At 61.2% G+C, this 21,337-nt stretch carries 18 protein-coding genes and 1 pseudogene; 10 read left to right on the forward strand and 9 right to left on the reverse strand.

Annotation, left to right across the window (positions count from 1 at the left end; all coding sequences use genetic code 11):
- Positions 1-8: 8 nt before the first annotated feature.
- Both ssb and D3870_RS15865 read right to left on the reverse strand, forming a co-directional pair.
- Positions 9-500, reverse strand: a complete 492-nt coding sequence (gene ssb, locus D3870_RS15860; RefSeq protein WP_119740582.1) for a single-stranded DNA-binding protein — start codon at positions 498-500, stop codon at positions 9-11.
- Positions 501-540: 40 nt separating this feature from the next.
- Entirely contained in the window at positions 541-1,734 is a 1,194-nt protein-coding gene (locus D3870_RS15865) for an MFS transporter (RefSeq protein ID WP_119742227.1), read from the reverse strand.
- 135 nt (positions 1,735-1,869) lie between these two features.
- Here D3870_RS15865 and uvrA point away from each other — a divergent pair, with 135 nt between their 5' ends.
- Together uvrA and D3870_RS15875 are read left to right on the forward strand one after the other, a co-directional pair.
- A complete protein-coding gene (uvrA, locus tag D3870_RS15870) occupies positions 1,870-4,722 on the forward strand; it encodes an excinuclease ABC subunit UvrA (RefSeq protein ID WP_119740584.1) in 2,853 nt (950 codons plus the stop codon).
- Between the two features lie 48 nt (positions 4,723-4,770).
- Positions 4,771-5,049 (forward strand): acylphosphatase, encoded by a 279-nt coding sequence (locus D3870_RS15875; RefSeq protein ID WP_119740586.1) that lies wholly within the window; start codon positions 4,771-4,773, stop codon positions 5,047-5,049.
- A 12-nt stretch (positions 5,050-5,061) separates the two neighbouring features.
- Here D3870_RS15875 and D3870_RS15880 read toward each other — a convergent pair whose 3' ends face one another.
- Both D3870_RS15880 and D3870_RS15885 read right to left on the reverse strand, forming a co-directional pair.
- The gene (locus D3870_RS15880; protein ID WP_119740588.1) at positions 5,062-5,964 is read right to left on the reverse strand and encodes an AEC family transporter; all 903 of its coding nucleotides are present in this window, start codon (positions 5,962-5,964) and stop codon (positions 5,062-5,064) included.
- 107 nt (positions 5,965-6,071) lie between these two features.
- Complete coding sequence (locus tag D3870_RS15885) at positions 6,072-8,057, reverse strand: monovalent cation:proton antiporter family protein (RefSeq protein ID WP_119740590.1); 1,986 nt, start codon at positions 8,055-8,057, stop codon at positions 6,072-6,074.
- A 124-nt stretch (positions 8,058-8,181) separates the two neighbouring features.
- Here D3870_RS15885 and D3870_RS15890 point away from each other — a divergent pair, with 124 nt between their 5' ends.
- The 8 genes from D3870_RS15890 (at position 8,182) to D3870_RS15925 (ending at position 14,935) form a co-directional block, all read left to right on the forward strand.
- Entirely contained in the window at positions 8,182-9,210 is a 1,029-nt protein-coding gene (locus D3870_RS15890) for a KpsF/GutQ family sugar-phosphate isomerase (protein ID WP_119740592.1), read from the forward strand.
- Positions 9,210-9,737: a KdsC family phosphatase gene (locus D3870_RS15895; protein WP_119740594.1), complete on the forward strand. Its 528-nt coding sequence runs from the start codon at positions 9,210-9,212 to the stop codon at positions 9,735-9,737. The genes D3870_RS15890 and D3870_RS15895 overlap by 1 nt, the downstream gene beginning before the upstream one ends.
- The gene (gene lptC / locus D3870_RS15900) at positions 9,734-10,327 is read left to right on the forward strand and encodes an LPS export ABC transporter periplasmic protein LptC (RefSeq protein WP_119740595.1); all 594 of its coding nucleotides are present in this window, start codon (positions 9,734-9,736) and stop codon (positions 10,325-10,327) included. Before D3870_RS15895 ends, lptC begins: the two co-directional genes overlap by 4 nt.
- Positions 10,328-10,364: 37 nt before the next feature.
- Positions 10,365-10,931: a lipopolysaccharide transport periplasmic protein LptA gene (gene lptA / locus D3870_RS15905; protein ID WP_119740597.1), complete on the forward strand. Its 567-nt coding sequence runs from the start codon at positions 10,365-10,367 to the stop codon at positions 10,929-10,931.
- Between the two features lies 1 nt (position 10,932).
- Positions 10,933-11,673 (forward strand): LPS export ABC transporter ATP-binding protein, encoded by a 741-nt coding sequence (gene lptB / locus D3870_RS15910; protein ID WP_119740599.1) that lies wholly within the window; start codon positions 10,933-10,935, stop codon positions 11,671-11,673.
- A 10-nt stretch (positions 11,674-11,683) separates the two neighbouring features.
- On the forward strand, positions 11,684-13,159 hold the full coding sequence (locus tag D3870_RS15915; RefSeq protein WP_119740601.1) for an RNA polymerase factor sigma-54: 1,476 nt from the start codon (positions 11,684-11,686) through the stop codon (positions 13,157-13,159).
- A gap of 129 nt (positions 13,160-13,288) precedes the next feature.
- Positions 13,289-13,645 (forward strand): ribosome hibernation-promoting factor, HPF/YfiA family, encoded by a 357-nt coding sequence (gene hpf / locus D3870_RS15920; protein ID WP_119740603.1) that lies wholly within the window; start codon positions 13,289-13,291, stop codon positions 13,643-13,645.
- A 198-nt stretch (positions 13,646-13,843) separates the two neighbouring features.
- Positions 13,844-14,935 carry an enoyl-CoA hydratase/isomerase family protein gene (locus D3870_RS15925; RefSeq protein ID WP_119740605.1) on the forward strand — a complete coding sequence of 364 codons (1,092 nt, stop codon included), beginning with the start codon at positions 13,844-13,846 and terminating at the stop codon, positions 14,933-14,935.
- 148 nt (positions 14,936-15,083) lie between these two features.
- Here the strand turns inward: D3870_RS15925 and D3870_RS15930 are convergent, their stop codons facing one another.
- The 5 genes and pseudogenes from D3870_RS15930 to D3870_RS15950 form a co-directional block, all read right to left on the reverse strand.
- Entirely contained in the window at positions 15,084-16,232 is a 1,149-nt protein-coding gene (locus D3870_RS15930) for a deoxyguanosinetriphosphate triphosphohydrolase (RefSeq protein WP_119740607.1), read from the reverse strand.
- A 21-nt stretch (positions 16,233-16,253) separates the two neighbouring features.
- A pseudogene (gene aroKB, locus D3870_RS15935) lies at positions 16,254-17,886 on the reverse strand (bifunctional shikimate kinase/3-dehydroquinate synthase AroKB).
- Between the two features lie 87 nt (positions 17,887-17,973).
- Positions 17,974-20,127, reverse strand: a complete 2,154-nt coding sequence (locus D3870_RS15940; RefSeq protein WP_119740609.1) for a type IV pilus secretin PilQ — start codon at positions 20,125-20,127, stop codon at positions 17,974-17,976.
- Complete coding sequence (locus tag D3870_RS15945; protein WP_422879669.1) at positions 20,124-20,666, reverse strand: pilus assembly protein PilP; 543 nt, start codon at positions 20,664-20,666, stop codon at positions 20,124-20,126. The genes D3870_RS15940 and D3870_RS15945 overlap by 4 nt, the downstream gene beginning before the upstream one ends.
- The gene (locus D3870_RS15950) at positions 20,666-21,325 is read right to left on the reverse strand and encodes a type IV pilus inner membrane component PilO (RefSeq protein WP_119740612.1); all 660 of its coding nucleotides are present in this window, start codon (positions 21,323-21,325) and stop codon (positions 20,666-20,668) included. Before D3870_RS15950 ends, D3870_RS15945 begins: the two co-directional genes overlap by 1 nt.
- Between the last annotated feature and the right edge of the window lie 12 nt (positions 21,326-21,337).

Raw genomic sequence — 21,337 nt, forward strand, 5'->3', positions numbered from 1 at the left:
GGATGGCGTCAGAACGGGATATCGTCGTCCATGTCGCTGAAGTTGGGAGCCGGTCTGGCCGGTGCGCGCGATGCCCCACCACCGGCGGCATTGCCGCCCGCATTCTGGCGCGGCGCAGGCGCGCTGCCGTAGTCGTCGCCCATCGGTGCGCCGCCGCCCGCACCCTGACGGCTGCCGAGCATCTGCATGGTGTCCGCCACAATTTCGGTAGCGAATTTCTCAACGCCGTCCTTGTCGGTGTACTTGCGTGTGCGCAGCCGGCCTTCGATGTAGACCTGCGACCCCTTCTTCAGATACTGGCCGGCGATTTCGGCCAGCCGGCCGAAGAAGGAAATGCGATGCCATTCGGTCGCTTCCTTTTGCTCGCCGCTTGCCTTGTCCTTCCACTTGTCAGTCGTTGCGACCGTGATGTTGGTGATGGCGTCACCGCTGGGCATGTAGCGCGTTTCCGGATCGCGCCCGAGATTGCCGACGATGATGACCTTGTTGACCGATGCCATGATTTTCTCCTGAATTTCTTTCGCTGAATTTCGCTCTATATCAAGCAGCCGCTGCTACCGCGGCACGGCGCGGCAGATTTTTCATGCTGGATGCGATTATAAGCCACGCCGCAGTCAGGCCCGCCCCCAGAATGAAGACTGTCGACGGGCCGGCATGCTGCTGCAGCCAGCCGCCGGCCGCGCCGCCGCAGAACAGGCCGAGCGCCTGCAAGGTGTTGTATACGCCGAGCGCGGCCCCCTTGGCCGATGGCGGCGCGATGCGCGACACCAGCGAAGGCTGGCTCGCTTCCAGAATATTGAATGAAACAAAGAAAGCCAGCAGCAAGGCCACCAGCAGCATCCATGGCAATGTCGGATTCGCCATGAAAATCCAGAAGCCGACTTGCACGATCAGCATCAATGCAATTGCGGCAATGAAGACCTGCTTGCTCTTGCCGCGCTTCTCGCCGACGAAGACCGGCGGCAGCATGAACACGATCGATGCGAGGACCACCGGCAGATAGATTTTCCAGTGGCTTGCGATGGGCAGGTCGGCATATTGCACCAGCGCCGACGGCACAACGACAAACATTGCCATTTGCACCATGTGCAGGGCGAAGACGCCGTAGTTCAGCCGCATCAATTCGCGGTTGGCCAGCACCTCGGAAAACGGCACGCGCTTCGCAGCGACCTGTGCGGGTGCCGGCGGCACGACGAAGGCAACCACGAAAATCGCGATGATCGACAGGATGCCGGTCAGGGCGAACAGGCCGCCCATGCCGATGGCTTCATACAGCATCGGCGAGGCGATCATCGACACCGCGAACGTCAGTCCGATGGAGCCGCCCACCATCGCCATCGCCTTGGTGCGATGCTCTTCGCGCGTCGCATCGGCGATGAACGCCGTCACTGCCGCCGAAATCGCGCCTGCGCCCTGAATGGCGCGACCCGCGATCACCCACATGATGTCGTTCGCCGCTGCGGCAATGAAGGAGCCGAGCGCGAACAGGATCAGGCCGATGATGATGACGCGCTTGCGGCCGTACTTGTCCGACGCTGCGCCGAACGGAATCTGGCCGAACGACTGCGTCAATCCGTAGATTCCCATGGCCAGTCCGACCAGTGTTGTGCTCTCCCCGCCCGGCAGCGTCTTTGCATGCACGGCAAACACCGGCAGGATCAGGAACATGCCGAGCATGCGCAACGCGAAGATGGAGGCGAGCGAAGTACTTGCGCGAATCTCGGCAGAAGTCATGCCGGCGCTTCGTTCGTTGGAGAGGGAGGAAGACATGGAAGACCTGATAACTGAGCGAATCCGCTGGATACTGCGGGATTCAAAACCCGTTATAGTATCAGGTTGACCCCTCCAAGGAAGCAGCCGAAAGCAGTCATGGAAGAAATTCGCATTCGCGGTGCGCGCACGCACAACCTGAAGAATATCAATCTTGAATTGCCACGCAATCAACTCGTCGTGATCACCGGATTGTCCGGCTCCGGCAAGTCGTCGCTCGCGTTCGACACGCTGTATGCGGAAGGGCAGCGGCGCTATGTGGAATCGCTGTCGGCGTATGCGCGGCAATTCCTGCAATTGATGGAAAAGCCGGATGTCGATCTGATCGAAGGATTGTCGCCGGCCATTTCCATCGAGCAGAAAGCAACCTCGCACAATCCGCGCTCCACCGTCGGCACCGTGACCGAGATCCACGATTACCTGCGCCTCTTGTATGCGCGGGTCGGTACGCCCTACTGCCCCGATCACCCTGAGAATCCGCTGGCGGCGCAATCGGTATCGCAGATGGTCGATGCGGTGCTGGCGATGCCGGAAGACACCAAGCTGATGATCCTCGCGCCTGTCGTCGCCAATCGCAAGGGCGAGCATGTCGATCTGTTCGAGCAGATGCAGGCGCAGGGCTTTGTGCGCTTCCGCATCCAGAGCGGCACCGGCAAGGCGCGGATCTATGAGATCGACGACCTGCCGAAACTGAAGAAGACGGAAAAGCACACCATCGATGTCGTCATCGACCGCCTCAAGGTCAAGGCCGATGTGAAGCAACGCCTGGCGGAAAGTTTCGAGACGGCATTGCGTCTGGCCGAAGGCCGTGCGATCGCGCTGGAAATGGACAGCGAAAAGGAACACCTGTTCTCCAACAAGTTCGCCTGCCCGACCTGCGGCTATTCGCTGCAGGAACTAGAGCCGCGCCTGTTCTCGTTCAACAATCCGATGGGGGCATGTCCGGAATGCGACGGCCTCGGCCACATCGAGTTCTTCGATCCGAAGCGCATTGTCGCCTTCCCCAATCTGTCGCTGGCCAGTGGCGCGATCAAGGGCTGGGATCGGCGCAACCAGTTCTACTTCCAGATGCTGCAGAGTCTTGCCGCATTCTACGAATTCGATCTAGACACGCCTTTCGAGCAACTGCCGGCGAAGGCGCAGGATGTCATCCTGCATGGCTCCGGCAAGCAGGCGATTCCATTCACCTACATCAACGAACGCGGCCGCGCCGTGGTGCGCGAGCACAGCTTCGAAGGCGTGGTCAACAATCTGCAGCGGCGCTACCGCGAAACCGATTCGATCGCGGTGAAGGAAGAGCTCGCCAAGTTCATCAATCAGAAGGAATGCCCCTCATGCCACGGTGCGCGTCTGCGCATCGAAGCGCGCTTCGTCAAGGTCGGCAGCGGCAAGCAGGAACGCGCGATTTACGAAGTGGCGGCAACGCCGCTGCGCGAGACGCTCGCCTTCTTCGAGAGCCTGAAGCTGACCGGCGCGAAACGCGAAATCGCGGACCGCATCATCAAGGAAATCGTGTCGCGCCTGAAGTTCCTGAACAACGTCGGGCTCGACTATCTGTCGCTGGAACGCAGCGCGGATACGCTGTCCGGCGGCGAGGCACAGCGCATCCGTCTCGCCTCGCAGATCGGCTCCGGCCTGACCGGTGTGATGTACGTGCTCGACGAACCGTCGATCGGCCTGCATCAGCGCGACAACGACCGCTTGATCGATACGCTGAAACATCTGCGCGACATCGGCAACACCGTGCTGGTGGTCGAGCATGACGAAGACGCGATCCGCTGCGCCGACTTCATCGTCGACATGGGCATCGGCGCCGGCGTGCACGGCGGCGAAGTCATCGCCAAGGGTTCACTCACCGACATCCTGAAGAACAAGAAATCGCTGACCGCGAAATACCTGAACGGCTCGCTGGAAATCTCCGTGCCGAAGAAACGCACGCCGCTCGATCCGCAGCGCCAGCTGGTGATCGACGGCGCGTCGGGCAACAACCTGCAGGGGGTGACGCTGGATTTGCCGGTCGGCCTCCTGACCTGCGTGACCGGCGTGTCCGGTTCGGGCAAATCGACGCTGGTCAACGACACGCTGTACCACGCGGCGGCGCGGCATCTGTACGGCTCGCATGCCGAACCTTCGCCGTACGAATCGATCAGCGGGCTGGAGCATTTCGACAAGGTGATCTCGGTGGACCAGGCGCCGATCGGACGCACGCCGCGCTCCAATCCGGCGACCTACACCGGCCTCTTCACGCCGATCCGCGACCTGTTCGCGACGGTGCCGACATCCAAGGAACGCGGCTACTCCGCGGGCCGCTTCTCGTTCAACGTCAAGGGCGGCCGCTGCGAAGCCTGTCAGGGCGACGGCGTGATCAAGGTCGAGATGCATTTCCTGCCGGACGTGTACGTGCCGTGCGACGTATGCCACGGCAAGCGTTACAACCGCGAAACGCTGGAGATTCAATACAAGGGCAAGGACATCAACGAAGTGCTCGGCATGACGGTCGAGGAAGCACATGAATTCTTCAAGCCGGTGCCGGTCATCGCGCGCAAGCTGCAGACGCTGCTCGACGTCGGCCTCGGCTACATCCGCCTCGGCCAGAGCGCGACCACGCTGTCGGGTGGCGAGGCGCAACGCGTCAAGCTGTCGCTGGAACTGTCCAAGCGCGACACCGGTCGTACGCTGTACATTCTGGACGAGCCGACCACCGGCCTGCACTTCCACGATATCGACCTGCTGCTGAAGGTGATCCATCGCCTGCGCGACCAGGGCAACACGGTGGTCATCATCGAGCACAATCTCGACGTCATCAAGACCGCCGACTGGATCGTCGATCTCGGGCCGGAAGGCGGTGCGGGCGGTGGCCAGATCATTGCAGCCGGGACACCGGAAACGGTGGCGAAGAATCCGGCCAGCTTCACCGGAAAATATCTGGCACCGATGTTGAAGAAGAAGTGACGGTTTCTGTCATTTGACGAGTGACGGCGCGTATTTGAGCGAGGCGACATGGCAAAGCATCTGCATATCACCGGCATCGTGCAAGGCGTCGGCTATCGTGCCTCGCTCGACCTGCAGGCACGCACGCTCGGCCTGTATGGCTGGGTCCGCAACCGGCGCGACGGCTCGGTCGAAGCCATGATTCGGGGCGAGGTCGACGCAGTGCAGAAGTTTATCGAATGGGCACGGCGCGGCCCGCCTGCAGCGCGGGTCAGCGGCGTGACTGTCCACGAGGTTGAGGATGCGCTCGTCGCGGACGGGCAGTTCGAAGTGTTGCCCACAAAATAGCTTCAACGGTCCCTACGCGCGCAATCCCATCCACAAACCGGCCGGCACGAATGCCAGTGCCGCCAGATTCCCCAGCAACACGATGGACGCCACCTTGTCCGGCTCCTGCTTGTACTGTTCCGCAATCATGAAGCAGAACACCGCCGGCGGCAGCGCGGCGAACAGATACATCTGACCGCGCTGCATGGGCGTCATTGTCAGCACGCCGTCCAGCAGCCAGGCCACGGCCAGCCCGCCCAGCGGACAGACGATGGCGCCGATCAGGCCGATGTGCCAGCTTTTGAAACTGACATCGAGCATGCGCACGCCCAGCGAGAACAGCATGACGGGAATGCATGCCTCGCCCAGCAGTTTCATCGCCTGCATCAACGGCCCCGGCAGCGTGATGTGCAAGATGGCAAATACCATGCCGAGCATCATCGACACCATCATCGGGCTGGTAAACAGCTTGAGCAAAGAGGTGCGCTGGCTGCGGCCGCTTTCGATGATCTTGATGCCGACCGAAAAATAAATCAGATTGCATGCCATGAACAGCGCGACTGCAGCCGACAGACCAGCCGTGCCGAATGCGAGCGCCGCGAGCGGCAAACCCATGTTGCCGCAGTTGTTGTACATCATCGGCGGCACGAAGCTGCGCACGTCGTAGCCCAGCACGCGTGCGACCGGCCACGCGATCAGTCCGGAACCGAGAGAGATCAGCACGCCCGCCAGGATCAGCGTGCCGTTATGCGCGATGTCGAAGTCCTTCGCCGCCAATGCGGTGAAGACCAGCAATGGGCACAGCACATCCATGCTGACGCGATTGACCGAGATCATGTCGGTTCTGACGGCATCGCCGCGCGCACGCGCGTAGGCATAGCCGATGCCGATGATGATGAAGACAGGCAGGATGATGCCGAGGATGCGTTCAAACACGGGAAACTCTTTCGACGAAAGACGTGGGACCAGCCGGCAATTCTAGCCAGTAATTCCCGATCGTGTTTGCCGTGCGGAATCGCAGGTTCCGGCGCCTGTTTCGCCGGCTATTTGAGCAGCCGCTCCTCGGCGCGCGCCACGCCTTCGGTCGTGCCGCGCAGCACGACGATGTCGCCGGCTTGCAGTACGGTTGCCGGTGTGACTTCGATGCGGACCTTGCCGCGCCGGATGATGGTCACCTCTGCCCCGGCTTCCGGCAGCTTGAGTGCGGCCAGTACCTTGCCGATGGCCTTCGCACCTTCGGGCAGGGTGACGGAATGCAGCCGCACATTCAAGTGCTCGGCATCATCGGGTGCATCGCTGGCGCCGTGGAAGTATCCGCGCAAGGAAGCGTAGCGTTCATCGCGCGCCGCCTGCACGCGATGCACCACGCGACGCAGCGGGACCCCGAGCATCACGAGGGCATGCGACGCCAGCATCATGCTGCCCTCGATCGCCTCGGGCACCACTTCGGTCGCGCCCGCCGCGCGCAGCTTGTCGAGATCGGTGTCGTCATGGCTGCGCACGATGACCGGCAATGCGGGCGCAAGCTCATGCGCGAAATGCAGCACCTTGAGCGCCGACGGCGTGCTGGCATAGGTCACGACCAATGCCGCAGCGCGGTGAATGCCGGCGGCCACCAGGCTTTCGCGCCGGGTCGCATCGCCGTACGACACGTGTGCGCCCGCTCCTTGCGCTTCCCGCACGCGATCGGGGTCGAGATCGAGCGCGTGATAGGGAATGTTTTCTTCCTCCAGCAATTTCGCCAAACTCTGCCCGGTGCGGCCGAAGCCGGCGATCAGCACATGCTTCTGCGTGGTCATGGTGCGCGTGGCGATCTGCGTCAGCTGCAGCGACTGCAGCATCCACTCATTGGCCGACAGCTTCATCACGATCGCGTCGGACTTGGCAATGATGAAAGGCGCGGCCAGCATCGACAGCACCATCGATGCGAGGATCAGTTGAATGACGAGCGGGTCCATCAACTGCAGACCGCCCGCCTGGTTCAGCAGCACGAAACCGAACTCGCCGGCCTGCGCCAGCCCCAGCCCGGTGCGCAGCGCGACGCCGGGCGTTGCGCCGAACAGCCGCGCCAGCAGCGCGATCAGGCCGAACTTCAGCAGCACGGGCACGGTCAGCAACAGCAGCACCAGCCACCAGTTCTCCAGCACCAGCCGCACATTGAGCAGCATGCCGACCGTGACGAAGAACAGGCCCAGCAGCACGTCGCGGAAGGGCTTGATGTCCTCTTCCACCTGGTGCTTGTACTCGGTTTCCGAAATCAGCATGCCGGCCACGAATGCGCCGAGCGCGAGCGACAGGCCGGCGCGCTCGGTGATCCATGCCGCGCCCAGCGTGATCAGCAGCAGATTGAGCATGAACAGCTCCTGCGAACGCCGCTTGACCACGATGTGGAACCAGTTGCGCATCAGTTTCTGGCCGATGACCAGCAGCAGAAGCAGCACGATGGCCGCCTTGAATCCCGCCCATGCGAGGGTGGCAGGCAGGTTGCTGGAATCCTTCGCCAATGCAGGCACGAGAATCAGCAGCGGCACCACCGCGAGGTCCTGGAACAGCAGGATGCCGATGATCTGCCGGCCGTGCGGCGTTTCGAGCTCCAGTCTTTCAGTCAGCATCTTCGACACGATCGCGGTGGACGACATCGCGAGCGCACCGCCGAGCGCGAACGCGGCGCGCCAGCTGATGTCAACCATCTGCGGCAGCAAGGCGGCGGTCAGCCAGCCGAACACCATGGCCGCACCAATCGTGCACAGCACCTGCGCCATGCCGAGCCCGAACACGGTGCGCCGCATCGCCACCAGCTTCGGCAGCGAAAACTCCAGCCCGATCGAGAACATCAGGAACACCACGCCGAATTCGGCCAGCGCATGCGTGGTCTGGTTGTCGCTGGCCATGCCGAAACCATGCGGTCCGATCAGGATGCCGACCGCCAGATAGCCGAGCATCGGCGGCAGATGCAGCATGCGGAAGATGACCACGCCGAGCACCGCGGCGCCGAGCAAAAGCAGGGTAAGTTCGAGGGCGGAATGCATTCGTTATTAAAATTTCAAGATCGGCGTATTCGGCATATTGATTGCGGTTTGAGCCACATCAAGGCGCAATTTTTTGTTCTGACTGGCAGATTTTTTGCTTGGCCAATTCGTTTATACTTCGGGCATGAGTGTACCCCATGCAAAAATCTTGCCGAAGGCATATGACGCACATGGTGCGAAGCGCGCACTTGAGCTTGCGCGCGAGACGCTGCAAATCGAAACCGACGCGCTGACCGCGCTGAAGAACCGCATCTCCGACGATCCCGACGACGCTTTCGCGCAGGCAGTCGGCCTGCTGCTCAACTGCGGCGGCCGCGTGGTCGTTTCCGGCATCGGCAAATCCGGACACATCGCGCGCAAGATCGCCGCGACGCTGGCCTCCACCGGCACGCCGGCGCTGTTCGTGCATCCGGCGGAAGCCGCGCACGGCGACCTCGGCATGGTGACCGAGGACGATGCATTTGTCGCAATCTCCTATTCCGGCGAATCGACCGAACTGCTGGCCATCGTGCCCATCATCAAGCGCATGGGCGCAAAGCTGATCGCGATGACCGGCAATGATGAATCCAGCCTCGCCAAGCTTGCCAACGTGCATCTGAGCATCCATGTGGACAAGGAAGCATGCCCGCTGAATCTTGCGCCGACCGCCAGCACCACCGCGACGCTGGCGCTGGGCGATGCGCTGGCCGTGGCGCTGCTTGATGCGCGCGGCTTCCAGGAAGAGGACTTTGCCCGTTCGCACCCGGGCGGCGCGCTCGGCCGCCGTCTGCTGACGCATGTGCGTGATGTGATGCGCAGCGGCGACGCGATACCTGCAGTGACGGCCGACGTGCCGCTGTCGGAGGCGCTGTTCGAGATCACCCGCAAGGGCATGGCGATGACCGCCGTCGTCGACGACGCATATCGCGCGATCGGCATTTTCACCGACGGCGATTTGCGCCGCTTGATCGAGAACGCGCAGGACTTCACCAAACTGAAAATCGCCGACATCATGCACGCCAATCCGCGCACGGTGGGACCGGATCAACTGGCGGTCGAGGCGGTGGAGTTGATGGAGCACTACCGCATCAACCAGCTGCTGGTCGCCGATGCCGGCGGCAAGCTGGTCGGCGCCCTGCATATTCATGACCTGACGCGAGCCAAGGTAATCTGATGGAAGCGACCGCTGTCACCCGCGCCGCCTGCGTCCGCTTGATGATTTTCGATGTCGACGGCATCCTGACCGACGGCAGCCTGCACTACGGTGCGGACGGCGAACTGATCAAGACCTTCAATGTGCTGGACGGTCACGGCATCAAGCTGCTGCAGCAATCGGGCGTGGCAACCGCCATCATCAGCGCGCGCCAGTCCGCGATCGTCGCGCGGCGCGCGGCGGATCTCGGCATCCGCCATCTGTATCAAGGCGTGCACGACAAGCGCAGCGCGTTCGAACAATTGCTGAAGGAAACGGGCAACAGCGCCGATGCGTGCGGTTTCGTCGGCGACGACGTGATCGACTTGCCGATCCTGTTGCGCGTCGGCTTTGCCGCCAGCGTGCCGAATGCGCATCCCGAAGTAAGGGCGCGCGTCCACCACGTCACCAGCGCCGGCGGCGGACACGGCGCGGCACGCGAGTTGTGCGATTTCATTTTGCGCGCGCAAGGAAATTACGAGGCGGCAATCGCGCCGTACCTGGCATGACGAGCGAACAATCCACTCGGCGCTTCCGTCTGTTCATGCTCGTGGCGCTGATGAGCGCATTGGCGCTGGGCAGCTTCTGGGCGCTGGAAGTGATGCGCCGTAATGCAAGCGATTTCATTCCCGACGTTACCCGGACTGCACCGGATCTATACGTCGACCACTTCAGCTACGTGAAGATGTCGGAAACGGGCGAGCCGCGCTATCACGTATCGGGCGACAAGCTCACGCACAATCCGAAGGACGATTCCTACGATGTCGTGAATCCGGTATTGAAGAGCCTGACCGCCGAGCGGCCGCCGACGACGCTGCGTTCCGATCGGGCGGAGGTCAACAGCGACGGCAGCGAGATGCACATGTACGACAACGTGCATATGGACCGCCCCGCCACGCCGCGGTCCGAACGGCTGCAGGTCAAGTCGGAGTACATGCTGATCCTGCCGGACGACGACGTGGCGAAAACCGAGAAGCCGGTCCAGATCACTCTGGGCGAGTCGACCCTGAACGGAATCGGCATGTACGTCAACAATGCGACGCGCGAATTGCGCCTGTCGAGCCGGGTGCAAGGCAGCTACCATGCGCCGGTTCGCTGAACCTGTACGACACGATGCACCACGAAAGAAATCCTTCATGAAACGTTTTTTGTCCTTGCCGCGACTGCTGCCGCTGTTGATATTCTCGATGGCGATTGCAGGCGTTGCGCACGCCGAGAAGGCAGACTCGCTGAAGCCGACCAACGTCGAGGCGGACCACATGGCCTATGACGACGTGAAGCAGATCAACACCTTCACCGGCAACGTCATCCTGACACGCGGCACCCTGATCATGAAAGGCGCGAAGCTGGTCGTCACACAAGACCCGGCAGGCTATCAATACGCCACGCTGTGGGCTGCGCCTGGCAAGCTGGCTACGTTCCGCCAGAAACGCGATGGCGGCCCCGACCTGTGGATGGAAGGGCATGCCGCTGACCGCATCGAATACGATAACAAGACCGAAGTGGCGAAGCTGTATTCGAAGGCGATGGTGCGACGGCTGGAGGGAACCAGGGCGACCGACGAAGTGCAAGGCGAGTTCATTTCGTATGACAGCCGCGCCGAATTTTTCACGGTCAACAACACTGCTACCGGCGAGAGCAAGCCGGGCGGCGGCCGCATCAAGGCCGTGATCCAGCCGCGCACCGAAAACAAGGGCAACTGACATGGCAAGCACACTGGTTGTCCGCGGCTTGCAGAAGAGTTACGGCGCGCGCCAGGTCGTGCGCGACGTCTCGCTGCAGGTGGCAAGCGGCGAGGTGGTCGGCCTGCTCGGCCCCAATGGCGCGGGCAAGACCACCTCGTTCTACATGATCGTCGGCCTGGTACCGTCGGACGCCGGCGAGATCGACCTCGACGGCAACAACATTTCACGCCTGCCGATCCATCGCCGCGCAGTGCTGGGCCTGTCGTATCTGCCGCAGGAAGCCTCGGTGTTCCGCAAGCTCACGGTGGAAGACAATATCCGCGCGGTGCTCGAGCTGCAAACCGAGAATGGCAAGCCGCTGTCGAAGGCTGCCATCGACAAGCGATTGAACACTCTGCTGGCGGAACTGCAGATCGAAAAGCTGCGCGAGAGCCAGGCGCTGTCGCTGTCCGGCGGCGAACGGCGACGCGTCGAAATCGCGCGCGCGCTGGCCACCAACCCGCGCTTCGTGCTGCTGGACGAACCGTTCGCCGGCGTGGACCCGATCGCGGTGATCGAGATCCAGCGCATCGTCCGCTTCCTCAAGGAACGCGGCATCGGCGTGCTGATCACCGATCACAACGTGCGCGAAACGCTCGGCATTTGCGACCGCGCCTACATCATCAACCAGGGCGCGGTGCTGGCATCCGGCCGCCCCGACGACATCATCGCCGACGAATCGGTGCGCCGCGTGTATCTGGGCGAACACTTCCGGATGTGATGGCCGACAGATGAAACAGACTCTCCAACTCCGCATCTCGCAGCACCTGGCGCTGACACCGCAGTTGCAGCAGTCGATCCGCCTGCTGCAACTGTCCACGCTCGAACTGCATCAGGAGCTGGAACAGATCCTGTCGGAAAACCCCATGCTGGAACGCGTCGACGACCCGCTCGACCACTCCCTGCGTTTGCTGGCCGACGGCGCGATCAGCCCGGGCAGCACCACGCCGGAAGCGCCGTCAGCCCCCGATGCGAAATCGTCGTCCGACGAATCGGAAGGCGCGTTCGAAGGCGGAGAATCGTCCGAAACATCGAGCGCCAGCGACTCGGAGTGGAGCTTCGACGACGTTGCGCGCACTTCCAAGGCGCCGGAAGACGACGATGCGCGCCCGCAGCTCGAAGCGCACGAGACGACCTTGCGCGAGCATCTGCTGGAACAGGTCCGCGTCACGGTGCGCGAAATGCGCGACCGCGCCCTGCTGGAACTGATCATCGACGCGCTGGACGACAACGGCTATCTTGAAGAACCGCTGGAAGAAATTCACGCCCGCCTGCCCGAGGAACTCGGCATCGAACTGGATGAGCTATCGGTCGCGCTCAAATTGCTGCAGAGCTTCGAGCCGGCCGGGGTCGGCGCGCGCAATGCCTCGGAATGCCTGGCGATCCAGATCAGGCGCTTCCCCAGGGTGCCGCTGGTGACACGGCGCATGGCCCTGACGATCGTCGAGAAGCATCTCGCGCTGTTCGCGCAGCGCGATTTCAACAAGCTCAAGAAGGCGCTCGACTGCGATGATGAAGACTTGCGCGAGGCGCAAGCGGTCATCAAGAGTTGCAACCCGCATCCCGGCGCAGCCTTCGCGTCCGACGCATCGGATTTCGTGGTGCCGGACGTGATCGTCAAGAGAACAAAAAACGGCTGGCAGGTCATGCTCAACCACGACGTCATGCCGCGCCTGCGCGTCAATGCGCTGTACGCCAACATCCTGAAGCAGAACAAGGGCGAGGCCTCGCTCAATTCGCAGCTGCAGGAAGCCAAATGGCTGATCAAGAACATGCGGCAGCGCTTCGACACGATCCTGCGCGTTGCGCAGGCGATCGTCGACCGCCAGCGCAACTTTTTTTCGCACGGCGCGGTGGCAATGCGTCCCCTTGTCTTGCGTGAAATAGCTGATACACTGGGTTTACACGAGAGTACTATTTCTCGCGTGACAACTCAGAAATACATGCTTACTCCGCATGGAATGTTTGAGTTGAAATACTTCTTCGGGAGCCACGTCGCGACTGAAGCCGGGGGGGAAGCCTCCTCGACCGCGATACGAGCCCTCATCAAACAGTTGATAGGAGCAGAAGACCCCAAGAGTCCATTCTCAGATAGCAAAATAGCGGAGATGTTGGGGGAACAAGGCATGGTCGTGGCGCGTCGAACCGTGGCAAAGTACCGCGAGGCCCTGAAAATTCCTCCCGTTAATCTGCGCAAATCGCTGTAATTCCTGCAATCGTGTTGAGCTTTACTGTCGTTGCGTTTCAACGTGGCCGCTTATGAAGTGCAATCATTGAACTCCACGTGATCAAGCCATGTTGCGAACCTCCAGCGGCAATATCCATAGGAGCGCTGTATGAATCTCACAATCAGTGGACATCACCTCGAATTGACACCTGCTATCCGTGAATACGTGCAAAACAAGCTGGAGCGGATCAAGCGCCACTTCGATCATGTCATTGATATTGCCATCATCCTGGGCGTGGAAAAGCCCTCGGACAAGGACAGGCGACAACGAGCCGAAGTCAATGTTCGCCTGAGAGGAATCGTGATACACGTGGAGAGTTTTGCGGAAGACCTGTACGCTGCGATCGACTCGCTGATCGACAAGCTGGACCGCCAGGTCCTGAAGTACAAGACCAAGGTGCAGGACCATCAGCATGAAACGATCAAGCGCATGCCGGAAGCACCTGCCGCCGACGCGACATCGTAAGAAATCATCCTCGCCGGGAACCACCCGGCCAACGGCAAATCAAGGGCGCATACAAGGCGCCCTTTTTGATTTCCGGCCTCCCTTGATGGATGAGTGGATTGGCATGGAAATATCGAATCGGCAAGGGCAAACATGTTGCCTGTAGACATTGTTCAATGTCGATAGAATAGGTCCTTCCCATCGCTCACTCATCACCCCATGACCGACCATATTCGCTGCGAAATCCGGAACCGGATTGGATACCTGCATCTCGAGCGCCCGAAGGCGCTGAACTCTCTTTCACTCGACATGGTGCGGGCATTGACCCAGGCCCTGCTGGCGTGGCGCGACGATCCGCGCATCAGCGCCGTCCTTATCCAAAGCACCAGCGAGAAAGCATTTTGCGCAGGCGGTGACATCCGTTTCTTCCACGAAGTCGGCAACGCAACGTCAACCGGACACAGTGCCCTGCTGGAGGATTTTTTCAGCGAGGAATATGCGCTCAACCACCTGATCCATCATTACCCGAAGCCGTATATCGCCATCATGGACGGCATCGTCATGGGTGGTGGCATGGGGATCGCACAGGGCGGCGACGCCAACCGGATGCGCATCGTCACGGAACGCACGAAGATGGCCATGCCCGAAGTCAATATCGGACTCTTCCCCGACGTCGGCGGCAGTTATTTCCTGACGCGCGTTCCGGGCGAACTGGGCACTTACCTCGGCATCACCGGCGAAACCGTCGGCGCGGCCGACGCGCTCCATGCGAGTCTGGCCGATGTATTCATCCCTGCATCGGAATTGCCGGCACTGAGGGAAGTGCTGGCATCCACGAATGAGGCCGATATGCGTGCAGTCATTCGCTCGTTCGCCGCACCGTTTCAGACCCGCGTCGAGCCGGCCGGCAGTGCGCTGGCGATCAACCGTGCCGCCATCGACAAGCACTTTGCGCACGACGACGTGCGCGCCATCGCGGCGTCGCTGGCGCAGGACGACATGCCCTTCGCCCGGAAGACCTTGCAGGTGATGGAACAGCGTTCGCCCCTGATGATGTGCGTCACGCTGGAACAGTTGCGCCGCGGCGCGCGCCTGACGGTGGCGGACTGCCTGCGCATGGAGCGCACGCTGGTACGGCGCAGCTTCGAACATGGCGAGGTGCTGGAGGGTGTGCGTGCGCTGGTGATCGACAAGGACAATGCGCCGCAATGGAATCCGCCGACGCTGGAACAGGTCACGCCGGAAATGGTGACGCAGTTCTTTGAGTCCGCATGGCCGGCGCATGCGCATCCTTTGCGCGATCTGACCTGATACGCGTCATGCATCACAACCCGCCGCCTGCCGTGTCGAACCGAGGGTGAAGACGCTCGCGCACATGCGGCGACGCCGACGCTGAGATTCCTGTCTTGCTGCGCGCATTTGCGCTTGCCTTCACGCGCAGTGGTTTTTCAGCACCCTGTCAAAGTTCATCCACCGCGAACAAGCGCCGATGCTCGCGCATCGCATAGCGGTCGGTCATGCCCGCGATGTAGTCGGCCACCTTGCGCGCCTGCACCTGCACACGGGCGCTGCCCTCACCCGCCATCACCTGATAGGTCGGCGGCAGCAGGCGCGGCTCGCTCATGAAGGCATGGAACAATTCCTCGATGATGCGCCGCGCCTTGCTCGTCATGCGATTGACCTGATAGTGCAGATACAGGTTTTCGCGCAGGAAGCGCTTCAACTGCGCGGCTTCCTTCTTCATTTCATCGGAAAAAGCCAGCAAGACGGGTGCGTTGCGCACGTCGTCCACCGATCGCAGTTTTGCATCGCGTATGCGGGCCTGCGAGGCGGCGATCAGGTCGACGATCAGCGCATTGATCATGCGGCGGATCGTTTCGTGAATCGCGCGGCGACCGGTGATGCCGGGATAGGCATCCTCGACCTCGACGCGGTGCCGTGCGTAGAACTCGACCTCATCCAGCTGCGCTGTCGTCAACAGCCCCGAACGCAACCCGTCATCGATATCGTGATTGTTGTAGGCGATTTCATCGGCGAGATTCGCGAGCTGCGCCTCCAGCGTGGGCTGCCTTTTCTCGATGAAACGCTGGCCGATGTCGCCGAGCTTTCTGGCGTTGGCAAGCGAACAGTGCTTCAGAATCCCTTCGCGCGTTTCGAACATCAGGTTCAGGCCATCGAATGCGCCGTAGTGCTCCTCCAGCTCGTCGACCACGCGCAGGCTTTGCAGATTGTGCTCGAAGCCGCCGTGATCCTTCATGCAGGCATTCAGCGCTTCCTGCCCCGCGTGACCGAAGGGCGTGTGCCCCAGATCGTGCGCCAGCGAAATCGCCTCGACCAGGTCCTCATTCAGTTGCAGATTGCGCGCGATGGAACGCGCGATCTGCGCGACTTCGATGCTGTGCGTCAGGCGGGTACGAAACAGATCGCCCTCGTGATTGACGAATACCTGCGTCTTGTATTCGAGGCGGCGAAAAGCGGTGGAATGGATGATGCGGTCGCGGTCGCGCTGGAACTCGGTGCGCGACGCCGGTGCCGGCTCAGTGAAGCGCCGTCCTCGCGACGCCTCGGATCGGGCGGCATAGGGGGCGAGGTGCGCTTCGATGTTCATGTCAATGCGCGAGAGTGGAACTCATTGCACCGCCGCCTTCAGTGTCGCCAGCAAGGCGTCCTGCGGCACCGGCATGATGACGGGCGTCCCCAGCGGCTTGATCAGGATGAACTTGATCTGGCCGCCTTCGTTTTTCTTGTCCACCTGCATCAGTTCCAGCCAGCGCGCCGCGCCAAGATCCGGCGCCACCGTCGGCAAGCCCGCCGCCTTGACCAGCGCGGTAATGCGCGTCGTGGTTTGCTCGTCGATGAAACCGAGGCGATGCGACAGATCAGCCGCCATCACCATGCCGCAGCCGACCGCCTCGCCATGCAGCCATTCGCCGTAGCCGAGCCCGGATTCGATCGCGTGACCGAAGGTATGGCCGAAATTCAGGATCGCGCGCAACCCGCCTTCGCGCTCATCCTGCCGCACCACGTCCGCCTTGATTTCGCAGGAACGCTGGATTGCATACGCCAGTGCCGCGGCATCGCGCGCGACCAGTTTCGCGATGTTCGCCTCGATCCAGTCGAAGAACTGCGCGTCGATGATCGCGCCATGCTTGATGATTTCCGCCAGCCCGGCGGACAGTTCGCGCGCCGGCAGGGTATTCAGAGTCGTCGTGTCCGCGATCACGGCCTGTGGCTGGTAGAACGCGCCGATCATGTTCTTGCCAAGCGGGTGGTTGATGCCGGTCTTGCCACCGACGGACGAATCGACTTGCGCCAGCAGGGTGGTGGGCACCTGGATGAAAGGCACGCCGCGCATATAGGTCGCTGCGGCAAAGCCGGTCAGGTCGCCGATGACGCCGCCACCCAGCGCGATCAGTGTGGTCTTGCGGTCGCATCGTTCCGCCAGCAGCACATCGAACACCTTCATCAGACTGGCCCAGTTCTTTTCCTCCTCGCCGTCCGGCAGGACGATGGCGGTCACCTGCTTGCCAGCGGCCGACAGGGTATTGGACAGCTTTTCCAGATATAGCGGGCCGACCGTGGTATTGGTCACGATGGCAACCCTTGCCCCGACGACATGCCGTGCGATGAGATCGGTGTTATCGAGAATGGATTGTCCGATCGTGATCGGATAGCTCCGATCACCCAGATCGACTTGCAGGGCGATTGGGGAAGTCTGCGGCATGCTCATGAGTGCGTCAGGAAAGTGGGTTCGGCGTGTCGTCCTGCTCCGGCGGCATTGACACTGTTTCCAGCCGTGCAAGGATGGTCTGTACCAGCGATTGTACGTTAGGGCGTCCGGTTTCGACGACGATATGCGCGACTTCCAGGTAGTAAGGCTCGCGTTCGCGCGCCAGCCGCTCGATACGCTGGCGCGGATCGGCCGTCTGCAGCAGCGGACGGTTCTTGTCGTGGCTGGTGCGTTGCAGGATGCTGTTGACGCTGGCACGCAGATAAATCACGGTGCCGCGCGTTTTCAGGTAGTCGCGGTTTTCCGGCTTGAGTATCGCGCCGCCGCCGGTGGCGAGCACGATATCGGATTGCCCGGTCAGGTCGCGGATGACTTCCGCCTCGCGCTGCCGGAAGCTTGCCTCGCCTTCGATTTCGAAAATCAGCGGGATCGAGGCACCGGTGCGCGCCTCGATCTCGTGATCGGAGTCAATGAACCGCTTGTCAAGCTTTCTGGCCAGGGCGCGGCCGACTGTGGTTTTGCCGGAGCCCATGAGGCCGACCAAAAAAATGTTGCCAGTCACGTTTTGCAAATTCGTCCACAATCCTTGCCGCAGTCAGGACCAATTGACTGCCCGGTATTATCTGATCGCTATCTTGTCATTCACAATCCTGGGCGTCAGGAAAATGAGCAACTCCGTCTTGTCATTGGTGACACCGGTCGTCTTGAACAGGTTTCCAACCACCGGAATATCACCGAACAACGGAACCTTGGTCACCGAATTGCGTTCCGTTTGCTGGAAGATACCACCGATCACGACCGTACCGCCATTGTCGATCAGGACTTGCGTCTTGACATGCTTGGTGTCAATGGCGAAACCGGCACGCGTCTCCGCGCCGACACTGTCCTTGTTCACATCAACATCAAGAATCACGTTGCCATCCGGCGTGATCTGCGGCGTCACTTCCAGCTTCAGATTTGCCTTGCGGAAGGCGACGCTGGTGGCACCGCTGCTCGTTGCCTGCTGATAGGGCAACTCGGTACCCTGCTCGATCAATGCCTTCAACTGATCGGCCGTCACGACGCGCGGACTGGAAATGATCTTCCCCTTGCCATCGGCTTCCAGCGCAGACAGTTCCAGACCGATGAACTTGGTGGCTGCCGCGTTGAACAAGGTCAGCGCCAGCGAGCCCGGCGTATTGCCGTTGATGCCATTGGCCGGCAGATTGACGGCGTTGCCGTTGACCGTTGCAAGCGCCGGCGAATTCAGGCCGATGGCATTGGCCGCGCCACCGCCCGCTGCCGCCACCGTGCCGGTCTGCTGGCCGCCCGCTTCCAGAATGGCATTGTTGGGCGTACCGCGAAAACCGAAGGCGAGCTTTGCGCCCAGATTCTTGCTGAACTTGTCATCGGCTTCGACGATGCGCGCTTCGATCAGGACCTGGCGGCTGGCGATGTCGGTTTTCTGCACCAGTTTCCGCACTTCTTCCAGCTTGGACGCAATGTCGGTCACGAACAGCTGATTGGTTCGCGGATCGACGACGGCGCTGCCGCGCTTGGAGAGAATGCTGCGCCCGCCGCCGCTGCCTTCGATGCCGAATACCTGCTTGAACGCCTCGGCCTTCTGGTAATTCAGCTGGAAGGTTTCAGTGCGCAGCGGCTCGAGTTCGGCGATTTGTGCCCGCTGTTCCAGTTCCAGTTTTTCCTTCGTGAGCAATTCGTCCTTCGGTGCGATCCACAGCACCGAACCATTCTTGCGCATGTCCAGACCTTTGGCCTGCATCACGATATCCAGCGCCTGGTCCCAGGGAACGTCTTTCAGGCGCAAGGTCAGGTTGCCGCTGACGGTATCGCTGGTGATGATGTTCAAGCCGGTGAAATCCGCAATCACCTGCAACACGGCCCTGACTTCAACGTTCTGGAAGTTGAGCGACAGCCGTTCGCCGCGATAGCCCTGCGTGCCTTGCGTCAACTTGTTCGGATCTTCCTTGATCGGCTTGACGTCGATGATCAGCTGCGAATCGCTCTGGTAGGCGCTGTGCTCCCACAAGCCCTTGGGCTCGATCACCATCCGCACGTTCTCGCCTTGCGGCGCGGTCGTGATCGACTGCACCGGCGTCCCGAAATCGGTCACATCAAGACGGCGACGCAGCACGTCCGGCAAGCCGGTCTTCGCGAATTCCGCCACGATGGTCTGGCCTTGCTGGCGCACATCCACCGCGACCTGATTGCCTGGCAAGTCGACGACGATGCGCCCTTCGCCGCCCGCGCCGCGACGGAAATCGACATCGCGCAAGAGCTGCTTGCCAGTTGCAGCAGACCTGGCCGCAACCGGCACGCCGGCGGCATTGACTGCCGTGGCGACACCGCCAGAGCCGTCGATGGTGACGATCACCGTATTGCCTTCCACCGCCGTCGCATAATTCAGCGGCCGTCCAAGATTGAATACCAGACGGGAGCGTTCACCGGCTTGCACGACGTTGACATTGCGCACCTCGCCCAGACCGATATCCTGCGAGGACTTGCCGATCGCATTGCCGGTTCCCGCGAAATCGAGCGCGATACGTGCCGGATTCGTGATGGAAAAACCGATCGGCGCCTTGGCGACCGTATTCTTGAGAGCGATTTTCACGATCACGTTTGCGCCTTGCTGATTGGCGCTGATCGATTCGATCGCGTTTTCCTCCGCGAAAGCGAAACTGCAAGCTGCAGAGAGGCCAACGACGATGCACTGGCGCAATGCCTTGCGTGCAATCGCGTGAAGGCTGTCATATTGTTTTTTCACCGCCATCATTTTTTGCTCTCCTGCAACTCTAGTTTGGCTTTCCGTTCCACCCATTCACCCGCAGCATCCCGCACGATTTCCTTGAGCTCGACTTCGGTTTCACTCACTTTCGTGACCATGCCGAAATTTTGCCCAATGTAATTGCCTGCCTTGATCCGGAATACCGTCCTGTCGGCCAGCAGCAGCGCATAGCTCATGCCCGGCTTCTCCAGCGTACCCACCATCACAATGGTGTCGAGCGGATATGCTTCGAGAGCCTCCTTGCGGCGCTCGAGGTCCGGCTTGATGCCGCTGTTCGACTTCGCCTGCAGCTTCGCGAGCGCGGCGGAGAGCTTGAGAGGACTGTATGGATCGATTTCGTCCTTTGCTGCGTAGACGAAAGGCGTGAATGTTTTCGGCTCCGACAATTTGGGAACGATCACGCGAGCCTGGCTGCGCACCTCGTCCATCCATTGTTTGACTTCCTGAACACCGCCGTCGCCGCATCCGGCCAGACCGGACACGGACAACGCGAGCAGCATCACTGTTGCAATGCGACGTGACAGCATCATTTCGCCCCCTTCCCTTTGTTGCCGGAGCTTGCCTTGCGCTGCGCCGCCACTTCCTCGGCATCGAGATAGCGGAAGGTCTTGGCGACGGCATCCAGGCTCAACACGCCATCCTTGCCAGCGACGAGAGTCAGGTTATTCAGCGTCACGATCCGGGGCAGATTTGCAATGTCACTGGTGAACGAACCGACGTCGTGATAACCGCCCGTGACCTTGATGTTGATCGGCAGCTCGGCGTAGTAGTCCTTCACGACCACCTGGCCGGGCTTGAACAGCTCGAATTGCAGGCCGCGCCCGAGGCCGGCCTGATTGATATCGGACAGCAACGCATCCATTTCGGCCTTGCTGGGCAACTGCTTTTCCAGCGTGGCGACATAGCCGCTCACCTGCTCCTTCTGCTTGCGCAGACTGTCGAGGTTGACGGCTTGCTGTACCTTCACCTTGTATTCGGACCGCAGCTTCTCTTCCTGATTGCGCCCCTGGGTCAGCTCTTCCTGCTGGCTTTCGAGATACAGGAACCATCCCACCACCAGCACGCCGACCACCGTGCCCAGCCCGCAGAGCAGGCGCGGGATCAACGGCCATTGCCCAGGATGTCGCCCGTTCAAGCCACTGAACTGAGCGGCAATCGAATTTCCGATATTTTTCAGATCTGCCATGCTGTGTCTCTC

Origin of the sequence: Noviherbaspirillum cavernae (genome assembly GCF_003590875.1) — a bacterium.
Taxonomy (GTDB): Bacteria; Pseudomonadota; Gammaproteobacteria; order Burkholderiales; family Burkholderiaceae_D; genus Noviherbaspirillum; species Noviherbaspirillum cavernae.